This window comes from Streptomyces sp. WM6378 (genome assembly GCF_001279695.1).
Taxonomy (GTDB): Bacteria; Actinomycetota; Actinomycetes; order Streptomycetales; family Streptomycetaceae; genus Streptomyces.
This window is the reverse complement of sequence record NZ_LGDD01000317.1, coordinates 138543-157975: the sequence shown is the minus strand read 5'-3', so window position 1 is coordinate 157975 and position 19433 is coordinate 138543. Positions and strand designations below refer to the sequence as shown.

Genomic DNA, 19433 nt, shown 5'->3' with positions numbered 1-19433 from the left:
TCCGCCCCAGACCCCGTTCGCGCCTCAAGGGCGCTCGTCCTCAAACTCCCCCAAGGCCTCAAGGGCCAGGGGGGACCCCCATGACGGGCTGAAGATGCCGGTGCCGGCCAGCACCGACGCTGTCAGGGGCGCGGGGCTGTGACATTGTGCGGCTCCGCCGCGATGGGGGTCCCCCTGTTCGAGCGGAGCCGAGAACTTGGGGGAGCGACCAGCCATCCACCGCCCGCAGGCCGAAGGGCATCGGGAGTCCGTCCGGGGCACAGCCCCGGGGCAGGCCGCGCCGCATCCTGCCGGGGACCGGAGGGCGGGCGGCCCGCATCCCCTCGCACCGCCCGCCCCCCGGAGGGGTCAGCCCCGGCCGCCCCGCGCCCGCACCCGGGTCAGCACCAGCGCCCCCGCACCCCCCACGAGCAGCACCGCCGCCCCGCCCGCGAGGTACGGCGTGGCAGAACTCCCCCCGGTCTCCGCCAATTTCGTATCCGACGCGACGCTCTGCGTCTTCACTGCCGTGGAGACGGCACCTGCGTCCGGGTCCGCCGCGGCCGGTGCCGGCTTCACGGGCGCCTTGGGCGACTGGCAGGTCGCCTCGGCGAGGGTGACCTCGCCCTTGACGACGGCGACGTTCAGGTGGAGCGGGTTGACCGAGACCTTCAGCTGAAGGGCGACGGCCGCCGCGGTGCGCGAGGTGGTCGTGGCCTTCGACAGGTCGAGGGTGACCTCGCCGACCCCCGGCACCAGCACCCGCGTGGCCCCGCCCGCCGACAGCGTGACCTTCCTCCCGAGCACGGTCACCGCCCCCAGCACATTCGACTTGGCGACCGGCGTACGCCCCGCCTCGCAGACCGCGCTTGAGGTCACCTCCCCCACCTCGACGAGGGAGAGCAGCGGAAGCCCGGGCACGTGCAGCCGGGCGTTGACCAGCCGCGACGACCCCTCCGCCCGCTTCGCGTCGACGCTCGCCCCGGCCGTGGCCACGTCCGCCTTCAGGACATCGACGGGCTGCCCGCCGCCGACCCCGTCCAGCTTCACGGTCAGCGCGGTCTTCTCGGCACCGGCCGGCGCCTGCACCTCGTTGAGCGTGGCCTTGAGCGGTACGTCGACGGCCTTGTCGAGCAGGGACACATCGAGCCCGGTGCGCAGCACGACGGCGCTCGCCCGGCCGCCGCCGTCACCCTCGACGCCGGTGGCCCGCGCGGGCGCGGCGAGCAGCAGCGGCCCGGCGGCGAGCGCCACGCAGGCCGCGACCGCGGCGGAGCGGCGGACCGCCGGACGACGGGTGGCCGGACCGTTCGCGGGCAGGCAGAAGGGCAGGCCGAAGTTGTTGCTGTTCAAAGTGGTGGAACCCCCACAGGAGACATGACTGGCCGGACGCCCGCCACGGGGACTCGTGGGACTCCTGCGAATCGAGGGGCGCCCCGGCGACTTGGGACACCGAATCTTTACGCACTGAGAGTGAACTGGCGGTCACCTGGCGCGAGTTCACCCCAAAGGGTGGTTTCCGTTCCCACATTCGATTCTTCCGACACGGGCATCCCCTCCCGTCACCCCCGACACCGCCCCGCACCCCATACGCCGCCCCACCACCCCGGCGTACGCATGAAGAACTTCAACGACCCGGCCGCGCCGGGCGTAACGCCCGGTCAACCAAGCAATGTATTGGACAGCTCGATTCAAAATCGTGCTACGGTACGACCATGGCCCGACCGAGACAGTTCGACGAGGAGCGGGCCCTGGACGCGGCGATGCGCGCCTTCTGGGCGAACGGCTACGAGGCCACTTCGACCCAGGACCTGTGCGAGGCCACCGGACTGGGCCGCAGCAGCATCTACAACACGTTCGTCAGCAAGCACGACCTCTTCGAGCGGGCACTCGGCCGCTATATCGACATGATGACGTCGACCCAGCTAGAACTCCTCCAGGACGAGCGGCTCGGCCCCCTGGAACGGATCCGGGCCCTGTTCGCCACGGTCGTCGACGGCGAGATGAAGGAGCGCCGGGACGGGCGCAGCATCGGCTGCCTCGCGGTCAACTCCACGGTCGAGCTCGCCCGCCGCGACACCAGGGCCGCCGCCCTCCTGGAGCGCGACCTGGCCCGCCGTCTCGACGCGCTGCGTACGGTCATCGCCACCGGCCGGAGCGCCGGCGAGATCACCTCCCGGCGCGATCCGCTCACCCTCGCCCGCTACCTCAACTCGGTCATCGCCGGGCTGCGAGTGGCCGGCCAGGGCGGCGCCGACCGCGCCGATCTGGAGGGCATCGTCGACGCGGCCATGGACGCCCTGACCCACTGAGCCAGTAACTCACCGGCCCGCTGCCCCTTTCTCAACTTCCCCCGAATATCGCCTAGTTGATGCACACCCCGGTTTTGTACTAAACAATCCATAACCAGCAACACCCCCGAACAGGAGCGCACCTGTCATGCCTCGCGCCGTTTACGTACTGGCCCTGGGGATCTTCGCCATGGTCACCAGCGAGTTCGTCGTCGCCGGACTGATGCCGCAGATGGCGGCGGGCCTCGATGTCACCGTCCCCCAAATCGGCTATCTCATCACCGCGTTCGCGCTGGCGATGGCGTTCGGAGGCCCGTTCCTGACCGTGACCGTGATGCGGCTGCCGCAGAGACAGGCGCTGATGGTGCTGTTCGGCGTCTTCCTGGTCGGCAACGTGCTGGCCGCGACCGCCACCACGTACGCGGTCATGCTGCTGGCCCGGGTCGTCACGGGCACGGCCTCGCAGGCGTTCTTCGGTGTCTCGCTGTCGATCTGCGCCCAGCTGGCCCGCCCCGAGGAACGCGGCCGGGCCACGTCCGTCGCGCTCAACGGGCTGATGCTCGGCACCCTCCTCGGGCTGCCGCTCTCCACCCTGATGGGTGAACACCTGGGCTGGCGGGCCGCGTTCTGGGCCATCACGGTCCTGACCGTGGCCGCCGCCCTGTGCACCCTTGCCGGGGTGCCCCGGCTCGGCCGGGCCGAGGACGGCGGGGGCTTCGGCAAGGAGCTGGCCGCCTTCCGGCGCCCCGGGCTGTGGCTGGCGCTCGTCACCAGCACCTTCATCATCGGTGCGACGTTCTCCGCGTTCAGCTACTTCAATCCGATCCTGACCGAGGTCACCGGGTTCGGCAGCGGGGCCGTCCCGGTGCTGCTCATCGCGTACGGGGCCGCGACCGTGATCGGCAACCACGTGGTCGGCCGCCTCGCCGACCGGTACGCCCTGAACGTGCTCGCGGCCGGGCTCGCCCTGAACCTGCTCTTCCTCACCGGGTTCGCGCTGCTCGCCCACCTCGCCCTGCCCGCCGTGGTGTTCATGCTGGGCATCGGCCTTGTCGGGGTCACCATGAACCCGGCGATGGTCACGCGCGTCCAGCGCATCGCCAACGCCCGGCCGCTGGTGAACTCGGTGCACGCCTCGTTCATCACGCTCGGCGTCGGCATCGGCTCCTCGCTCGGCGGGGTCGGCGTCACCCACTTCGGCCTCCGGGCGCCGCTGTGGCTCGGCGCGGGCCTTGCCGCGCTCGGCGTCCTCAGCCTGCTGCCCGAACTGGCCGCCCGGCGGCGCGCCCCTGAACCCACCAGCCCTGAACGGGAGTTGGTCAGCCCACAACGCGCCCGTTGAGCACGATCCGGCTCGGCGCGGCAAGCGCCCGGACGTCCGCGCGCGGGTCCTGGTCGTAGACCACCAGGTCCGCCGGGGCGCCTTCTTCGAGGACGGGGCGGCCGAGCCACGTCCGGGCGCCCCAGGCCGTCGCCGAGAGCGCGTCGACCGGCGGGATGCCCGCCTTCACGAGCTCGGCGACCTCGGCGGCGACCAGGCCGTGGGCGAGCGAGCCGCCCGCGTCCGTGCCGACGAAGACGGGGATCCCGGCTTCGTAGGCCGAGCGCACCGTGTCGTAGCGGCGCTCGTACAACCGCCGCATGTGGGCGGCCCAGTTGGGGAACTTGGCCTCGCCGCCGTCGGCCATGTGCGGGAACGTGGCGATGTTGACCAGCGTCGGGACGATCGCCACGCCGCGCTCGGCGAACAGCGGGATGGTGTCCTCGGTCAGGCCCGTGGCGTGCTCGATGCAGTCAATACCCGCCTCGACCAGGTCCCTGAGCGAGTCCTCGGCGAAGCAGTGCGCGGTGACCCGGGCGCCGAGCCGGTGGGCCTCGGCGATAGCGGCCTCGACCTCGCCGCGCGGCCAGCACGCGGTCAGATCACCCTCGTCCCGGTCGATCCAGTCGCCGACCAGCTTGACCCAGCCGTCGCCGCGCCGCGCCTCCTGGGCGACGTAGGCGACGAGGTCGCCGGGCTCGATCTCGTGGGCGTAGTTGCGGATGTAGCGGCGGGTGCGGGCGATGTGCCGGCCCGCCCTGATGATCTTCGGCAGGTCCTCGCGGTCGTCGACCCAGCGGGTGTCGGAGGGCGAGCCCGCGTCGCGGAGCAGCAGCGTCCCGGCGTCGCGGTCGGTGAGGGCCTGCTTCTCGCTCACCTCGTCCGGCACCGGGCCGTGCTTGTCGAGCCCGACGTGGCAGTGCGCGTCGACCAGGCCCGGCAGCACCCAGCCGGTCACGGTGAAGGCCTCGCCCGGGGGCCGCTCGTAGGTGATCCGCCCGTCGACCGCCCACAGCTCGTCCCGTACGTCCTCGGGTCCCGCGAGGACGCGCCCCTTCACATGCAGCACCGTGCGATCGCTCATGGTCAGCACTGTACGAGGCGCTGGGTAGTCTCCATCCAGAGGATCGAACACCCGACCCGACCCCCGACTTGACCCCCGACTTGATCGAAGAAGGCATCGCCGTGACACACCCGCTCCTGGATCTGGCCCCGCTGACCGCCGACCACTTCGCGGCGATCGAGCGCCGCGTGGCCGTCCTGCTCGACACCGAGCAGGACGTGGTGATCATGCAGGGCGAGGCGCTGCTCCCCCTGGAGGGCTGCATCCGCGGCGCCGCGCACCCCGGCTCCACCGCGCTGAACGTGGTGACCGGGCCGTACGGGCAGACCTTCGGCAACTGGCTGCGCGACTGCGGGGCCGAGGTGATCGATCTGGAGGTGCCGTTCCATGCGGCGGTCACCGCGGAGCAGATCGATCGATCGCTGACCGAACATCCGGAGATCGATTTCGTTTCGCTCGTTCACGCGGAGGCGGCGACCGGCAATACGAACCCGGTCGCGGAGATCGGCGAGGTCGTGCGCCGGCACGGCGCCCTGTTCATGCTGGACGCGGTGGCCTCGGTGGCCGCCGAGCCGCTGCTGCCCGACGCCTGGGGCGTGGACCTGTGCGTGATCGGCGCGCAGAAGGCGATGGGCGGCCCGGCCGGCGTCTCGGCGGTCTCGGTCAGCGCCCGTGCCTGGGAGCGGATCGCCGCCAACCCGAACGCGCCGCGCCGCTCCTACCTCTCCCTCCTGGACTGGAAGCAGCGCTGGATCGACGGCGGCCGCAAGGCCCTGCTGCACGCGCCCGCGCAGTTGGAGATGCTCGCCCTTGAGGCGTGTGTGGAGCGCATCGAGTCCGAGGGCCTGGCCGCGGTGACGGCCCGGCACGCCTCGGCCGCCGCCGCGACCCGGGCGGGCTCCGTGGCGCTGGGCGGCGGGCTCACCCCGTACGTCCACGAGGCCGCGGACGCCGCCCCGGTGGCCACAACTCTGCGCGCACCGGCCAGAGTCGACGCCTCGGAGCTGGTCGCCAAGGCGCTCGCCTCCGACCCCTCGCTGCCGTTGATCGCCGGTGGCGGGGCACTGGCCTCGACGATGATCCGGGTCAACCACTACGGCGTGGACGCCACGCGCGGCGTCGTCCAGTCCTCGCTCGCGGCGCTGGGGGCGGCACTCGGCGAGTACGGAATCGCGGTGGACCTGGAAGCTGCCCGCAAGGCCGTTTCCGAAACCTGGTGACACTTTTTCCGCGTTCCTCCGGCGGGTAAATCACAACTGAATTCCGCAAAACGATCCACATAACGGGAAGCTGCTTATCCATCGCAGCTTCCCGTTTTCTTCTGCCCCGACTTCCCGACCTCAAACACAAAGGTTTCAACAAGGTTCCGGGGCCGTCACAGGGGTGTGATCGACTCCACAACCCTGCCCTTTTGTCCGGTAATTCCCGGACAAACCGGTTCGCGCGCATGCTCGCGTGATAACACGGATGACCTTCTGGCACACCCCCTCACGGGAATGCGATTTCAATTTCTGGTCGGTAAATTCCCTCGGCATGACCGCCGCGCAAACAGCAGTCCGTATCGAAAGCCCACGAGTGGAGGACGGAGCCGCGATCTGGCGCATCGCCCGTGACTCCGAGGTACTCGACCTCAACTCCTCGTACAGCTATCTGCTCTGGTGCCGCGACTTCGCCGGGACCTCCGTCGTCGCCCGCGACGACGCCGGCGAGCCGATCGCGTTCATCACCGGCTACGTACGGCCCGAGCGTCCCGGCACCCTGGTCGTCTGGCAGGTCGCCGTCGACCACGCCCACCGGGGCCACGGGCTCGCCGGACTGCTGCTCGAAGCGCTGACCGCGAAGGTGCGCGCCTCGCACGGGATCACCGGCGTCGAGACGACGGTGTCGCCGGACAACACCCCCTCCGACCGGCTCTTCACCTCGTACGCCAAGCGGCGCGGCGCCACCCTCGACCGTGAACTCCTCTTCGATGCGGGCCTGTTCCCCGACGACGGGCACCAGCCCGAAGTCCTCTACCGCATCGGCCCCCTCCACCCCCAGGGAGAATCGCTGTGACCATCACCCCGCCCGCCCTCAGTGTCTTCGAGTCGCTCGAATCGGAGGTGCGCAGCTACTGCCGCGGCTGGCCCGCCGTGTTCGACCGCGCGCAGGGTGCCCGCCTCACCGACGAGGACGGCCACAGCTACCTGGACTTCTTCGCCGGGGCCGGATCACTCAACTACGGCCACAACAACCCCGTACTGAAACGGGCGTTGATCGACTACATCGAGCGAGACGGCATCACGCACGGCCTGGACATGGCGACGACCGCGAAACGGGCGTTCCTGGAGACGTTCCAGAACGTGATCCTGCGCCCGCGCGACCTGCCGTACAAGGTCATGTTCCCCGGCCCGACCGGCACCAACGCGGTGGAGGCCGCGCTGAAGCTGGCCCGCAAGGTGAAGGGCCGCGAGTCGATCGTCTCCTTCACCAACGCCTTCCACGGCATGTCGCTCGGCTCGCTCGCGGTGACCGGCAACGCCTTCAAGCGGGCCGGGGCCGGCATCCCGCTGGTGCACGGCACGCCGATGCCGTTCGACAACTACCTCGACGGCCGGGTGCCCGACTTCCTGTGGTTCGAGCGGCTCCTGGAGGATCAGGGCTCCGGCCTCAACAAGCCGGCCGCCGTGATCGTGGAGACCGTGCAGGGCGAGGGCGGCATCAACGTGGCCCGCGCCGAGTGGCTGCGCGCGCTCGCCGACCTGTGCCGGCGCCGCGACATGCTGCTCATCGTCGACGACATCCAGATGGGCTGCGGGCGCACCGGCGCGTTCTTCTCCTTCGAGGAGGCGGGCATCGTGCCGGACATCGTCACCGTCTCCAAGTCGATCAGCGGCTACGGACTCCCCCTGTCGCTCTGCCTGTTCAAGGGCGAGCTCGACGTGTGGGAGCCCGGCGAGCACAACGGCACCTTCCGCGGCAACAACCCGGCGTTCGTCACCGCGACCGCCGCGCTCGACGCGTACTGGGCCGACGGCCAGATGGAGAAGCACACCCTGGCCCGCGGCGAGCAGGTCGAGCAGGCGCTGCTCGCGCTGTGCGCCGAGCACGGCCGGCTCGGCGCGAGCTACCGGGGCCGGGGCCTGGTCTGGGGCCTGGAGTTCGCCGACCCGGCCCGCGCCTCCGAGGTCTGCGCCCGCGCCTTCGAACTCGGGCTGCTCCTGGAGACCTCCGGGCCGAAGAGCGAGGTGGTCAAGCTGCTGCCGCCGCTGACCATCACGCCCGATGAACTGGACGAGGGCCTGCGGACGCTGGCCCGCGCGGTCGCCGCGACCGTCTGACCGGCCCGCACCCCACCGACACACACAGCCTGCGCAGACAGCGAAGAGAGAAAGGCACCAACTCACCGTGATCGTCCGCTCGTTCAAGGACATCGAGAACACCGACCGCCATGTGAAGGCCGCCTCCGGCACCTGGGAGAGCAAGCGGATCGTGCTCGCGAAGGAGAAGGTCGGCTTCTCCCTGCACGAGACCGTCCTGTACGCGGGCACCGAGACCTCCATGTGGTACGCCAACCACATCGAGGCCGTGCTGTGCACCGAGGGCGAGGCCGAGCTCACCGACGACGAGACCGGCGAGACCCACTGGATCGCGCCGGGCACGATGTACCTCCTCGACGGCCACGAGCGCCACACCCTGCGCCCCAAGACCGACTTCCGCTGCGTCTGCGTCTTCAACCCGCCCGTCACCGGACGGGAGGACCACGACGAGAACGGCGTCTACCCGCTGCTGACCGAACCCGAGGAGGGCTGACCATGACCGCCCAGGATCTCTACCCCACCCGTGGCACCGCCGAGGTGATCACGCCCCGCCAGGACCCGGTCGTCTGGGGCCCGTCCGCCGGGCTCGAATCGTTCGAGCGGGACGGCTTCCTCGCGATCGAAGATCTGCTCACGGACGACGAAGTATCGCTCTATCGCTCGGAACTTGAGCGATTGATCGCCGATCCTTCCGTGCGTGCCGATGAGCGGTCGATCATCGAACCGCAGTCGCAGTCCGTGCGTTCGGTCTTCGAGGTGCACCGGATCAGCGAGCTCTTCGGGCGGCTCGTGCACGACGAGCGGGTGGTGGGCACGGCCCGGCGGATCCTCGGCTCGGACGTGTACGTCCACCAGTCGCGGATCAACGTGAAGCCGGGCTTCGGCGCCTCGGGCTTCTACTGGCACTCGGACTTCGAGACCTGGCACGCCGAGGACGGCCTGCCGCGGATGCGGGCGGTGTCCGTCTCGATCGCGCTGACCGAGAACCACGACACCAACGGCGGCCTGATGATCATGCCCGGCTCGCACCGGGACTTCCTCGGCTGCGAGGGCGCCACCCCGAAGGACAACTACAAGAAGTCCCTCCAGATGCAGGACGCGGGGACGCCGTCCGACGAGGCGCTCACGAAGATGGCCGACCGGCACGGCATCCGGCTGTTCACCGGCCGGGCGGGCTCGGCCACCTGGTTCGACTGCAACGCGATGCACGGCTCCGGGGACAACATCACCCCGTACCCGCGCAGCAACGTCTTCATCGTCTTCAACAGCGTGGAGAACGCGGCGCAGGAGCCGTTCGCGGCCCCGATCCGCCGACCGGAGTTCATCGGGGCGAGGGACTTCACTCCGGTGAGCCGGTGAGGTGAAGCGCTTTCCCGGCCGGGGGTTCCCGGTACGCCGAACTGCCCGCGGCCGGAAGCCCCGCCCACAGAGATCGTTGGTACGGTCCCCCCATGTCCATGGTCGATGAATCTTCGCGAACTCCCGTCACCGCCGCCGACGTCGAGCACTCCGTGCGCCTTTCGGTGACCGCGCTGCGGGCCGGGCTCGCGGCGGACTGGGGCGTGAAGGCCGGAACGCTGGAGTGGGACTGCTGGGAGACCGTCGAGCACCTCTCGGACGATCTCTTCGCCTACGCGGTGCAGCTCGGTCCCGCCCAGCCGCCGCTGGACGGCGAGGTGCCGTACCTGTGGGAGGCGAAACGTCACGGCGGCCCCCGCAACGCGGTGCACGCGGACCGCGCGGCGGGGCCGGCCGGGCTGCTCCAGACCCTGGAGGCGAGCGGCGCCCTGCTCACCGCGATGGTCCGCACCACCTCGCCGGAGGTGCGGGCGTACCACGGATTCGGCGTCTCGGACCCGGAGGGATTCGGGGCGATGGGCATCGTGGAGACCCTGCTGCACACGCACGACGTGGCCGAGGGGCTCGGTCTTGCCTGGACCCCGCCGGCCGGACTGTGCGACCGGGTGCTCGCCCGGCTCTTCCGGGACGTGCCGGACGACCAGGACCGCTGGCGGGTGCTGCTCTGGGCCACCGGCCGGGCGGATCTGCCGGGGCGGGCCCGCCCGGACAAGTGGCGCTGGTACGGCGAACCGCTCAGCTGACACCCGGCACTCGCACGACCGGACCGCTCAGCCCTGGTGCAGCCACACGCTGAGCGGTCCGGTCGTGGTGAAGCCCGCGCGCAGCGCCGCCGCCAGGTCGTCGCCGCTCTCGTAGCCGACGACGGCGAGGCCGGGCCAGAGGCGGGCAACGGTGGCGAGGCAGCCTGCCCAGGCCGCGCCCTGGTCGCCGTCGACCGCGTACAGGTTGGAGATGCCCACCACCTGTCCGCTCCTGCCGGCGACGGCTCCCGCCACCACCTTTCCTTCCCCGTCGCGCTCCGCCAGGAAGGTGTGGGCGGATTCGGCGAGCAGTCCCGGCGGGAAGAGCATTTCGCTGTCCCCGTCGGACCAGGCCCGCTCCCACTCGGCCAACTCGCCCTCGGTACGCACGAGTTGCCAGCCCTGGCCGGTGGCTCGCGGGGCCGGGCGATGGATCCACTCGGCCTCGAAGAGCACCTCGAAGCCGTCGCCGGTCAGGTCGAGCGAGGCGAAGCTGTCCTTCACCGAGGCGCCGGGGTTCGCGAGGTCGATACGGCCGACGATGTCGCGGGGCGAGGCCTCGGGGGTGAGCGTCACGGCGTCCGGATAGTAGAGCGGGGTTCTGCGCGGGCTGGTCCAGGCGTACGGTCCCGTTTCCCCCGCGATGCCGTGCGCGCGGCAGAGCGCGGCGCACCATTCGGCGTTGTTGCGGACGGCTTCGCGCACGCGCCCGGTGTCACTGGTGTCACTGGTCACGGCCCGATCCTGCATGCTCCTCCCGGGCCGTGCCCAGCGGATTTCACGCGTCGAGCGCCGGGTAGTCGGTGTAGCCGCGGTCGTCGCCGCCGAAGAACGTGGAGCGGTCGGGGGTGTTGTAGGGGCCGCCCGCCCTGAGCCGGGCCGGCAGGTCCGGGTTGGCGAGGAAGAGGGCGCCGTAGGAGATGAGGTCGGCGGTGCCGTCCTCGACGAGGGCGAGCGCGTCGGGCCCGGTCGGCCCAGCGGTCGCCGCGTTGAGGATGAACGTGCCCGAAAAGGACTTGCGCAGCTGAAGCGTGAACTCCCGCTGCTCCGGGCTGCCTTCGAGGAGGTGCAGGTAGGCGAGGCTTAGCGGTTCGAGGGCGGCGACGAGCGCGGTGTAGGTCGGCTGCGGCTCGGGCTCGGCGATGTCGTTGTACGGGTTGCCGGGCGAGAGGCGGATGGCGGTGCGCTCGGGGCCGATCTCGGCGACGACGGCCTTGGTGACCTCGACGGCGAAGCGGATGCGGCCTTCGACCGAGCCGCCCCAGCCGTCGTTGCGCACATTGGAGTTGGGCGCGAGGAACTGGTGGATGAGGTAGCCGTTGGCACCGTGCAGCTCGACCCCGTCGAAGCCCGCCTCGATGGCGTTGCGGGCGGCGGACACGAACTCGCCGATGGTGACCTGGATCTGGTCCTCGCTCAGCGCCTGCGGGGTGACGAACGGCTTCGGCCCCTCGTGGGTGTAGACCTGCCCCTCGGCGGCCACCGCGGACGGGGCCACGTTGATCAGCCCGTCGGGCAGCAGATCGGGGTGGCCGATCCGGCCCGTGTGCATCAGCTGGGCGAAGATCCGGCCGCCCTTGGCGTGCACGGCGTCGGTGACCTTGCGCCAGGCCGCGATCTGCTCGGCGCTGTGCAGTCCGGGGGTGTCGGGGTAGCCCTGGCCGACCACGGAGGGCTGGATGCCCTCGGTGATGACGAGCCCCGCCGAGGCGCGCTGGGCGTAGTACTCGGCCGTCGAGGAGGTCGGCGAGTTCCCCGGGCCGTGGGCGCGGCTGCGGGTCATCGGCGCCAGGGCGATGCGGTTGGCGAGCCGGGTGCCGGCCAGGTCGATCGGATCGAAAGCTGTGGTCACAACGGCCTCCAGGGAGACATGAGGGGGGAATATGTGGTCGGCCAAGTAATGTCGACGAGAGCCACTGTAGCGCAATGATTGGCCGACCAAGGTAATCTTGACGCATGATCTCCGAAGACCCCGCCCGTACCGAGTACTCCCGCCTGCCGAGCGCCGCGAGCTGCGGCCCGTTCAGTCACGCGGTCTCCCGGGTGGCCCGCCTTCACCGCTTCACCGCGGGCCGCCTGCTGCGCACCATCGGGCTCTACCCGGGCCAGGAGTTCCTGATGATGCACCTGTGGGACGCGGGGGCGACCCGGCAGTCCGAGCTGATCAGGCTGCTCGATCTCGACCCCTCGACGGTCACCAAGATGCTCCAGCGCCTGGAGCAGGCGGGCTATGTGCGGCGCAGCCCGGACCCGAAGGACCGGCGCGCCTCGCTGGTCGAGGCGACCGAGGACAGCCTCGTACTCCACGAGCGGGTGAAGGCGGCCTGGAACGAGCTGGAGCAGCAGACCCTGGCCGGCCTCGACGCGGCCGAACGGGCCGAGCTGACAAGGCTGTTGGGGAAGGTCGAGGCCAATCTGTGCCCTACGGCGGGCGACGGCGGCTGCTGACGGCGGGGCGGCCGGGGAGCCCCGACCCCCCGGCCGTAAGCGGCCCCTGCCGCGGCCGCGACTCCGGCTCAGCGGGCGGGCAGCAGGTCGAGCAGCCGGTCGACGTCCTCGGCCGAGGTGTAGAGGTGGAAGGCCGCACGCAGGTTGCCGGCCCGGTTGGAGAGCTCGATGCCCGAGCGGCTCAGCTCCTCCTGGCGGTGGCCGAGCCCCGGCACCGCGACGATCGCCGAGCCCGGCGCGGCCACCGGCTCGTATCCGAGCGGCGCGAGCCCGGCGCGGAAGCGGTCGGCGAGTGCGGTGTTGTGCGCGCGGATGCGTTCGGTGCCCAGCTCCTCGACGAGCGCGAGGGAATGCCGGGCCCCGGTGTACGAGAAGAGCGCGGGGCTCTCGTCGAACCGCCGCGCGGAGTGGGCGAGTTCCTCGACGGGCCCGTAGCAGGCGTCCCAGGGGTACTCGCCGGCCACCCAGCCCGCGAAGATCGGGTTCAGGCCGCCGAGGTCGTCGGGGACGGTGAGGAAGGCGACCCCGCGCGGGGTGGTCAGCCACTTGAAGCCGACCGTCACCGTGAAGTCGTACGCGTCGGCGTCGACCGGGTACCAGCCCGCCCCCTGGGACACGTCGACCAGGGTCCGGGTGCCGTGGGCGCGGGCGGCCTCGCGGATCGCGGCGAGGTCGGCGATGCGACCGTCGGCGGACTGGACCGCGCTGACCGCGACCAGCGCGGTGCCCGGTCGCACCGCCTCGGCGAGCCGCTCCAGCGGAGCGGTGCGCACCTTCAGGTCGCGGCGCATGTGGAACGGGTTCACCACCGAGCTGAAGTCGGCCTCCGCGACGAGGACTTCGGAGCCTTCGGGCAGCGAGGTCGCGACGAGGCCGGTGTAGACGGCGACGGACGCACCGGCCGCGACGCGCCGCACGGGCACGCCGGCGATCCGGGCGTAGGCGGCGCGGGCCGCCTCCACGTCGCCGAACATGTCGGTCGGCGCCCCGGCGGCCGAGGCGGCCACGGCTTCACCCATGGCCGCCACGGTCCGGGCGGGCAGCAGCCCGGTGCTCGCGGTGTTGAGGTAGGTGGTCTGCGGCGCGAATTCGCCGCGCGCGAGGGAGTCCAGTTCCATGACTCCACCCTGAATCCCCGCCAACCCCAAGTCAATTGGGCAAAATTGACTGATGCCCCTAAGCAACTCTTATGAAAGGGCCCTCACCGGGGAACCTCGCACCCCTCGGGGCCGCAGGCCTCGGCGTCGCCCTCGATGGTCTTCAGGGCCGGGGTGTGCGCCTGCCAGGCCTGGTCGAGGGCCTGCGTGAAGACCTCGGCGGGCTGGCCGCCGGAGATCCCGTACTTGCGGTCGAGCACGAAGAACGGGACGGCGTTGGCGCCGAGCTCGGCCGCCTCCCGCTCGTCCGCGCGCACCTCGTCGGCGTACGCGTCCTCGTCGGCGAGGACCGTACGGACCTCGTCGGCGTCCAGGCCGGCCGCGACCGCGATGTCGACCAGGACCTCGGCGTCGAAGACGGAGCGCTCCTCGGCGAAGTTGGCCCGGTAGGCGAGGTCGAGCAGCTCACTCTGGCGGCCGCGAGCCTTGGCCAGGTGCAGGACGCGGTGGATGTCGAAGGTGTTGCCGTGGTCGCGGCCGTCGGCCAGGTACCCCAGGCCCTCGGCGTGCGCGTTGGACGCGACGTGCGCCTCCATCTCGCGGGCCTCCTCGATGGTGCGGCCGTACTTCTTGGCCAGCATCGGGATCACCGGGCCGACGTCGCCCTTGGCCCGGTTCGGGTCGAGCTCGAAGGAGCGGTGGACCACCTCGATGTCGTCGCGGTGGGCGAACTCCGCCAGGCCCCTCTCGAAGCGGGCCTTCCCGATGTAGCACCACGGGCAGGCGATGTCGCTCCAGATCTCGACGCGCATGTCACTTCTCTCAGTTTGTTGAAGGTCGTACGTTTTACGCCAACGCGCGGGGCGCCCGGCCCATTCCCGGAGGAACCTCCCGGCTCATGCCGCCGCCGTCAGCCTGCTGAAGGTGGCCCGGTAGGTGCTCGGCGTGAGCCCGGTGCGCCGCACGAGGTGGCCGCGCAGCGAGTCCGCGCTGCCCAGGCCGCTGGCATCGGCGACCTGGTCCATGGCGAGGGTCGTCGTCTCCAGGAGCTCCTTGGCCCGCTCGATGCGCTGGTGAAGGAGCCACTGGAGCGGGCTCACGCCGCTCTCGGCGTGGAAGCGCCGGGTCAGGGTGCGCACGCTTACGCCCGCGTGCCGGGCCAGGTCGGTCAGAGTGAGCGGCTTGTCGAGGTTGCGCATCGCCCAGCCCCGGGTGTCCGCGCAGACCGCCCCGCGCTCGGCGGGCAGCGGGGTCTGGGTGAACTGGGTCTGCCCGCCCGGCCGCACCGGTGCGACCAGCGTCCTGCGGGCCACCGTGTTGGCGACGGCGGCGCCGTAGTCGGTGCGGATGACGTGCAGGCACAGGTCGATCCCGGCCGCGTACCCGGACGAGGTCATGACATTGCCGTCCTGGACGTACAGGACATCGCCCTTGAGGTCGAGCGCCGGGTAGCGCCTGCGCAGCTCCTCGGCGAGCTCCCAGTACGTGGTGGCGCTGCGGCCGTCGAGCAGCCCGGCCTCGGCGAGCACGAAGGCGCCGCTGCAGATGGACGCGATGCGCACGCCCTCGGCGGCCGCCTTCGCGACCGCGGCCACCGTGCGCGGGTCGGGCTCGTAGCGCTGTCCGGTACCGGCGACGAGGATCGTGTCGGCGCCCTCGACCGCGTCCAGGCCCCGGCCCACGTACAGGTCGAGGCCGGCGGTCGTGGCGATCGGGCCCGGCTCAGGGGTGCAGACGACCACCTCGTACCCGGGCCCGCCGTCCACCTCGACCTTGCTGAAGAGCAGCTCGGGGATGGCGAGGTTGAACATCGAGACGGGCGAGGGCGCGATGACGGCGACCCGGTGCAGCGGCATGGCCAGAACCTCCGGACGTATGGCATTCAGGCCACTACTGTACGCGGCTCACCCTCGCCAGGCTGGGGGCATGTCACCGAACGCCGCACTCCAAGCCCCGCCCACCGACCGCCAGTTGGCCCCGAAGCCGCCGCGCGGAGCCTCCCCCGCCCTCACTCTCGCCGCCTCCCTGCTGGGCTTCGCGCTGATCACCCTGGACGCGTCCGTGGTGAACGTGGCGCTGCCGGCGATCGGAAGCGACCTCGGCGGCGGCATGTCCGGGCTCCAGTGGGTGGTGGACGCCTACACCCTCGCGTTCGCCGCGCTGATGCTCTCGACGGGGGCCTTCGCCGACCGGATCGGCTCGGCGAAGGCGTACGCGCTGGGCACGGTCGTCTTCACCCTGGCCTCGGCGGCCTGCGGCCTGGCCCCGAACCTGGACGTACTGATCGGCGCCCGCGTCGTACAGGGCGTGGCGGCGGCCGTGGTGCTGCCGGCCTCCCTCGCCCTGGTCCGCCAGGCCTATCCGGACCCGGCGCGGAGGGCCAGGGCGGTGGCGCTCTGGGCGGCCGGGGGTTCGGGCGCTGTCGCGCTCGGCCCGGTCGCGGGCGGCGCGCTGACCACGGTGTGGGACTGGCGCGGCATCTTCTTCATCAACCTGCCCCTCGGGCTCGCCGCCCTCGCCCTGACCGCCCGCGCCCCGCGCACCGAGCGACGTCCCGCGCCGCTCGACCTGCCGGGCCAGCTGGCGGCGGCGATCGCGCTCGCCGCGCTCGCCTTCGCGGTGATCGAGCAGGGCACCGTACGGATCGTGGCGGGCGCCATCGCGCTGGCCGCCGGGGTGACGTTCTGGCTGATCGAGCGCCGCGTCGCGCACCCGGTGGTGCCGCTCGGCCTGTTCCGCAACCGGACGGTGGTCGTCGCCATCGGCGCGGGCGCCGCGGCCAGCGTCGCCTTCTACGGGGTGATCTTCGTCTTCAGCCTCTACTTCCAGCGGGTGCGCGGGGAATCCGCCCTGACGGCCGGCCTGATGTTCCTCCCGATGACCGCACTGATCCCGGTGGTGAACGTGTTGTCGGGGAAGCTGTCGAACCGGTACGGGCCGCGTGTCCCGATGCTGATCGGCCAACTCCTCGCGCTGGCCGGTCTGTTGGTGCTCCTCGTGGCCGACGAGCACACCCCCGCGCTGCTCGCCGCGTTCCTGATGGTCCCGCTCGCGCTGGGCTGCGGCATCTCGGTGCCCGCGCTGACCGCCGCGATGATGGAAGCGCTGCCGCAGGAGCGGGCGGGTCTTGCGGCGGGCGTCCTCAACGCGGGCCGGCAGGTCGCGGGGGCGCTGAGCATCGCGGTGTTCGGCACGATGGTCGCGGGCGAGGGGGGTTTCGTTCCGGGGCTGCGGGCGAGTCTGCTGGTTGCGGCGGGATTGTTCGCGCTGTCGGCGCTGGCGACGCTGCGCCTGCGGCCGACCAAGTGATCCCCGCCCCGCCCCTTCCCGAGACCCTCCGGGGGTGAAGGACCCTGGGGCTCGGCCCCAGACCCCGTATCGCGCCTCAAGGGAGCTCGTCCTCAAGCTCCCCCAAGGCCTTAAGGGCCAGGGGGGACCCCCATGACGGGCTGGAGGTGCCTGTACCCGGCGTAGTTAGGAGCGCGGGGAACTGCGCGACCAGCCACGCACGGCCCGCAGCCGAACCCCACCCACCCCCGGCGGGTCTCGGGAAGGGGTGCAGTGGGGGTTCAACCGGGGTCTGGGGCGGAGCCCCAGGAACGGCCACCAGGGTCAGGTTCCATCCCGTAGGGCTTTCGGCGCGTACCCCCGGAACTCCACCGAGTCGAACGCCACCGCACACCCCTCGCCCGCAGGCGACTGCGCCAAGAACCCGACCCGTGCCACCCCGCTCTCCTGAGCCGTGCCGAGCGCGAAGACCCGGACGAAGATCCAGCGCTCGCCGTCGGTCGAGGCGTGGAAGGCGAACGCCTTGCCGGTCCGGCTGACCCGCAGCCAGACGCTGTCCCCCTCCACCTCCCAGGAGTTCGCGTCGTCGGAGAGCCCCCGCGTGACGACCGTGCAGATCGTCGGCCGCCGTGGCGAGAGCTCCAGGCAGAGCTTGGCCCACTGCCGCTCACCGACGTGGACGTACAGGGCGCCCGCGTCGAAGGGCGCCTCGAACGAGACGGTCGCCCGCGCGATCAGCTGGAAGTCTCCCGCGGGGGCGGCCCCGAGCAGCCGGGGCGCGTCGGAGGCGGGCTCCGGGCCCTCCCCGGCCGGCGGCACGAACCGGTCCTGGCGGGCTCCGGCGCGTACCGAGAGGACGCCGTCGTCGTACGTCCAGGGCATGGCCGGCCCGAACTGCTCAAGCGGGAAGGGCAGTTCGGGCAGGCGCAGCGTCATCCGAGCGCGCCGTTCACGCGGCGGGGCAGCCCCTGCGGGTTGTCGTCGCGCAGCTCGGGCGGCAGCAGGGCCTGGGGAGTGCTCTGGTACGTGACCGGGCGCAGCCAGCGCTCCACGGCGGTGGCGCCGACCGACGTGGAGGTGGAGGTCGTCGCCGGGTAGGGGCCGCCGTGGTGCTGGGCGGGGGCGACCGCGACCCCGGTGGGCCAGCCGTCGACCAGCACGCGACCGGCCAACTTGGTCAGTTCCGCGAGGAGTTGAGGACCGGAGCCCTCACCTGCCGCCTCGGCGGAGGACAGCTGGAGGGTCGCGGTGAGGTTGCCCGGCAGGCGTGAGAGCACCGCGCCGATCTCGGACTCGTCCGCGTACCGGGCGACGACGGTGACCGGGCCGAAGCACTCCTCCAGGAGCAGGTCGTGCTCGCCCTGCGCGGCAAGGAGCGCCGCCGGTACGGTCAGGAATCCGCCGCTCACCGTGTGCTCGCCGCCCGCGCCGGGCGTCACCGGGGCCTCGACGCCCGGCAGCGCGGCCCGCTCGGCGACCCCGGCGACGAACGCGTCCCGCATCCGGTGGTCGAGCATGACCCCGGCTTCGGTGTCGCTGACGGCGGCCGTCAGGGCCTTGAGCAGGGCGTCGCCCGCCTCGCCCCCGGGAGCGAGCACGAAGCCCGGCTTGGTGCAGAACTGGCCGACGCCCATGGTCATCGAGGCGCCGAGACCGGCCCCGATCTGCTCGCCGCGCTCCTCGGCGGCCGCCGCCGTCACCACGACGGGGTTCAGCGAGCCGAGCTCGCCGTGGAAGGGGATCGGCACGGGCCGCGCGGCCGCCGCGTCGAACAGCGCCCGCCCGCCGCGCACCGACCCGGTGAACCCGGCGGCCGACACCAGCGGATGACGTACGAGCTCGACGCCCGCGGTGAAGCCGTGCACCAGGACCACGACGTCCTCGGGGAGGCCGACCCGAGCCGCCGCGCGGCGAAGGAGCGAGACGCAGAGCTCCGAGGTCGCCGGGTGGTCGGGGTGCGCCTTGACCACGACCGGGCAGCCGGCCGCGAGCGCGCTCGCGGTGTCGCCGCCGGGCACGGAGAAGGCCAGCGGGAAGTTGGAGGCCGCGTAGACGGCGACGACGCCGAGCGGGATCTTGACGCGCCTGAGGTCCGGCCACGGCGGTGTGCGGGTCGGGTCGGCGTGGTCGATGCGTATGTCGAGGAAGGAGCCGTCCTCGACGGCCTCGGCGAACGCCCTCAACTGGGCGGTGGTCCGGGCCAGTTCGCCCTTCAGGCGGACCGGGCCGAGCGCCGTCTCGGCGTCGGCGGCCTCCACCACGTGCTCGGCCGAGGCGTCCAGGAGGTCGGCCGCGGTCCGCAGGAACACGGCGCGTACGCTCAGGCCGGCCAGCGCACCGCGCGCGGCGTGGGCGGCCCGGACGGCCTGGTCGACCTCTTCGGGCGTGGCTTCGACCGCAACCTCTTCACGCGGCTTCCCCGTTCGGGGGTCGACACTCCAGACTGGTGCTGCTGCGCTCACCGCGTTGTCCTTCCACTGCCGGTCCGCTCCTGCCGCCCACCAGGACTTGTTCGGTATTCTGAACAGAGTTCCCGATGCTGAAT

19 protein-coding genes are annotated in these 19433 nt (G+C 71.7%); 10 read left to right on the top strand and 9 right to left on the bottom strand.

Translation table 11 applies throughout. The features are described from left to right. Positions 1 to 348 precede the first annotated feature (348 nt). Complete coding sequence (locus tag ADK54_RS32700; RefSeq protein ID WP_107090674.1) at positions 349 to 1332, bottom strand: SCO1860 family LAETG-anchored protein; 984 nt, start codon at positions 1330 to 1332, stop codon at positions 349 to 351. 362 nt (positions 1333 to 1694) lie between these two features. Here ADK54_RS32700 and ADK54_RS32695 point away from each other — a divergent pair, with 362 nt between their 5' ends. Both ADK54_RS32695 and ADK54_RS32690 read left to right on the top strand, forming a co-directional pair. Next, positions 1695 to 2291 carry a TetR/AcrR family transcriptional regulator gene (locus ADK54_RS32695; protein WP_053729399.1) on the top strand — a complete coding sequence of 199 codons (597 nt, stop codon included), beginning with the start codon at positions 1695 to 1697 and terminating at the stop codon, positions 2289 to 2291. A gap of 127 nt (positions 2292 to 2418) precedes the next feature. Continuing rightward, complete coding sequence (locus ADK54_RS32690; RefSeq protein ID WP_053729398.1) at positions 2419 to 3612, top strand: MFS transporter; 1194 nt, start codon at positions 2419 to 2421, stop codon at positions 3610 to 3612. Here the strand turns inward: ADK54_RS32690 and ADK54_RS32685 are convergent. Continuing rightward, positions 3590 to 4675: an amidohydrolase family protein gene (locus tag ADK54_RS32685; RefSeq protein WP_053729411.1), complete on the bottom strand. Its 1086-nt coding sequence runs from the start codon at positions 4673 to 4675 to the stop codon at positions 3590 to 3592. The genes ADK54_RS32690 and ADK54_RS32685 overlap by 23 nt on opposite strands. Before the next feature lie 101 nt (positions 4676 to 4776). On the opposite strand from ADK54_RS32685, the gene ADK54_RS32680 reads away from it, so the two are divergent. The 6 genes from ADK54_RS32680 to ADK54_RS32655 all read left to right on the top strand — a co-directional run bounded on the left by ADK54_RS32680 (position 4777) and on the right by ADK54_RS32655 (position 10055). After that, positions 4777 to 5874 carry a pyridoxal-phosphate-dependent aminotransferase family protein gene (locus tag ADK54_RS32680; protein WP_053729410.1) on the top strand — a complete coding sequence of 366 codons (1098 nt, stop codon included), beginning with the start codon at positions 4777 to 4779 and terminating at the stop codon, positions 5872 to 5874. Positions 5875 to 6187: 313 nt separating this feature from the next. Continuing rightward, positions 6188 to 6709, top strand: coding sequence for a diaminobutyrate acetyltransferase (gene ectA / locus ADK54_RS32675; protein ID WP_078966801.1), 522 nt, complete (start codon positions 6188 to 6190; stop codon positions 6707 to 6709). Continuing rightward, on the top strand, positions 6706 to 7974 hold the full coding sequence (gene ectB / locus ADK54_RS32670) for a diaminobutyrate--2-oxoglutarate transaminase (RefSeq protein ID WP_053729396.1): 1269 nt from the start codon (positions 6706 to 6708) through the stop codon (positions 7972 to 7974). The genes ectA and ectB overlap by 4 nt, the downstream gene beginning before the upstream one ends. Positions 7975 to 8041: 67 nt before the next feature. Continuing rightward, a complete protein-coding gene (locus tag ADK54_RS32665) occupies positions 8042 to 8446 on the top strand; it encodes an ectoine synthase (protein ID WP_053729395.1) in 405 nt (134 codons plus the stop codon). 2 nt (positions 8447 to 8448) lie between these two features. Beyond that, positions 8449 to 9312 (top strand): ectoine hydroxylase, encoded by an 864-nt coding sequence (gene thpD, locus ADK54_RS32660; RefSeq protein ID WP_053729394.1) that lies wholly within the window; start codon positions 8449 to 8451, stop codon positions 9310 to 9312. Positions 9313 to 9404: 92 nt separating this feature from the next. Further along, positions 9405 to 10055, top strand: coding sequence for a hypothetical protein (locus tag ADK54_RS32655; protein ID WP_053729393.1), 651 nt, complete (start codon positions 9405 to 9407; stop codon positions 10053 to 10055). 27 nt (positions 10056 to 10082) lie between these two features. Here the strand turns inward: ADK54_RS32655 and ADK54_RS32650 are convergent, their stop codons facing one another. Both ADK54_RS32650 and ADK54_RS32645 read right to left on the bottom strand, forming a co-directional pair. Beyond that, positions 10083 to 10790, bottom strand: coding sequence for a hypothetical protein (locus ADK54_RS32650; RefSeq protein WP_234392290.1), 708 nt, complete (start codon positions 10788 to 10790; stop codon positions 10083 to 10085). A gap of 43 nt (positions 10791 to 10833) precedes the next feature. Continuing rightward, entirely contained in the window at positions 10834 to 11907 is a 1074-nt protein-coding gene (locus tag ADK54_RS32645) for an alkene reductase (protein WP_053729391.1), read from the bottom strand. 104 nt (positions 11908 to 12011) lie between these two features. On the opposite strand from ADK54_RS32645, the gene ADK54_RS32640 reads away from it, so the two are divergent. After that, positions 12012 to 12503: a MarR family winged helix-turn-helix transcriptional regulator gene (locus ADK54_RS32640; protein WP_053729390.1), complete on the top strand. Its 492-nt coding sequence runs from the start codon at positions 12012 to 12014 to the stop codon at positions 12501 to 12503. 68 nt (positions 12504 to 12571) lie between these two features. On the opposite strand, the gene ADK54_RS32635 is transcribed toward ADK54_RS32640, so the two are convergent. The 3 genes from ADK54_RS32635 to ADK54_RS32625 all read right to left on the bottom strand — a co-directional run bounded on the left by ADK54_RS32635 (position 12572) and on the right by ADK54_RS32625 (position 15456). Then, positions 12572 to 13621 carry an aminotransferase class V-fold PLP-dependent enzyme gene (locus tag ADK54_RS32635; protein ID WP_053729389.1) on the bottom strand — a complete coding sequence of 350 codons (1050 nt, stop codon included), beginning with the start codon at positions 13619 to 13621 and terminating at the stop codon, positions 12572 to 12574. Positions 13622 to 13704: 83 nt separating this feature from the next. Beyond that, on the bottom strand, positions 13705 to 14412 hold the full coding sequence (locus ADK54_RS32630) for a DsbA family oxidoreductase (protein WP_053729388.1): 708 nt from the start codon (positions 14410 to 14412) through the stop codon (positions 13705 to 13707). A gap of 84 nt (positions 14413 to 14496) precedes the next feature. After that, positions 14497 to 15456 carry a GlxA family transcriptional regulator gene (locus ADK54_RS32625; RefSeq protein WP_053729387.1) on the bottom strand — a complete coding sequence of 320 codons (960 nt, stop codon included), beginning with the start codon at positions 15454 to 15456 and terminating at the stop codon, positions 14497 to 14499. A gap of 70 nt (positions 15457 to 15526) precedes the next feature. Here ADK54_RS32625 and ADK54_RS32620 point away from each other — a divergent pair, with 70 nt between their 5' ends. Next, positions 15527 to 16909 (top strand): MFS transporter, encoded by a 1383-nt coding sequence (locus ADK54_RS32620; protein ID WP_053729386.1) that lies wholly within the window; start codon positions 15527 to 15529, stop codon positions 16907 to 16909. A gap of 303 nt (positions 16910 to 17212) precedes the next feature. On the opposite strand, the gene ADK54_RS32615 is transcribed toward ADK54_RS32620, so the two are convergent. Together ADK54_RS32615 and ADK54_RS32610 are read right to left on the bottom strand one after the other, a co-directional pair. Beyond that, a complete protein-coding gene (locus ADK54_RS32615) occupies positions 17213 to 17824 on the bottom strand; it encodes a DUF1349 domain-containing protein (protein WP_053729385.1) in 612 nt (203 codons plus the stop codon). Further along, positions 17821 to 19350, bottom strand: a complete 1530-nt coding sequence (locus ADK54_RS32610) for an aldehyde dehydrogenase (NADP(+)) (protein WP_053729384.1) — start codon at positions 19348 to 19350, stop codon at positions 17821 to 17823. The genes ADK54_RS32615 and ADK54_RS32610 overlap by 4 nt, the downstream gene beginning before the upstream one ends. Positions 19351 to 19433: the final 83 nt, after the last annotated feature.